This is a genomic window from Oleiphilus sp. HI0128, from assembly GCF_001635365.1.
In genome coordinates this window covers 1-978 of record NZ_LWGG01000153.1, presented here as the reverse complement: position 1 = coordinate 978, position 978 = coordinate 1, and the positions used below count along the sequence as shown (strand labels likewise).

The 978-nt window shown below is 45.9% G+C and carries 1 protein-coding gene; it reads left to right on the top strand.

The window, feature by feature from the left end:
- A partial coding sequence (locus A3763_RS01975; RefSeq protein WP_068759846.1) for an alpha/beta fold hydrolase occupies positions 1-909 on the top strand: 909 nt, incomplete at its 5' end.
- Positions 910-978: the final 69 nt, after the last annotated feature.

Here is a 978-nt window from a genome sequence, read left to right as displayed (position 1 = left end):
TATATCAATACTGCTGACGGTCAGCGAATTTATGTGCGCGACCTTGGCCCCAAAAACGCTAACACAGCTCCGATCATTCTACTCCATGGCTTTGGTATGCAGTCTCTGCATTGGCTACCTTTTGCCCTGCCCTTAGCAAGAAAGCAGCGTTTTATCATTCCCGATTTGCGAGGTTTTGGCCTTTCCCATCACATCAACCATGACCGGGATTGCGTCATGTCCAATTACGCAGACGATCTACAGCAAATAATCACTTCCTTAGAGCTGGAGAGTTTTAAATTAGCTGGTATATCAATGGGCGCCTTTGTTGCACTTAAGTACCAGGAAAAATATAGCGACAATCAGGTTGAACGTTATCTACATATCGACCAAAGTCCCAAATGCCTTAATGATAGTGAGTGGAAATGGGGGCTTTTTGGCGCAGAAAACCAAGAAAGACTCTCCGAAGCGACAGACCTAATAGGCAAGCTAGACCCTTATATTGAGGCTCAGGCAGCCTACGACACCCTCCCCAAAACACTAAGAAAAGAGTTATGGGATAATTTAGCAAGCTTCTTCTCTGATGCGCTGTCTCGCTCATCCCACAAAGCGATTGCCAGGAGAGTATGCTCAAATGAGTTTTTGGCCCGCAAAATAATGCCTGTCGATAACTGGCCCGTTTACATCACCTGTCTGAAAGCCTACATAGAACAAGACTACGACATGCTCGACGTTATCGCTAAGCTGAATAGCCCGCTGACATTAGTCGTTGGGCTTAAATCAACGATGTACCCCTGTACCGGCCAACTCCGCATTGCCGACCATCACCCCAATTGCGATGTTCTCACTTTCCGAAACAGCGGGCATACACCGCTTATCGATCAACCTTATCGCTTTTTTCAGACACTAAAAGGTTTTGCCCAAGCCTAAATTTTGACCTAAAAAACTGTTATGCTGCCGCCGAAATTTAAACAACATTTCTCGGAGTACTCGTGGAGA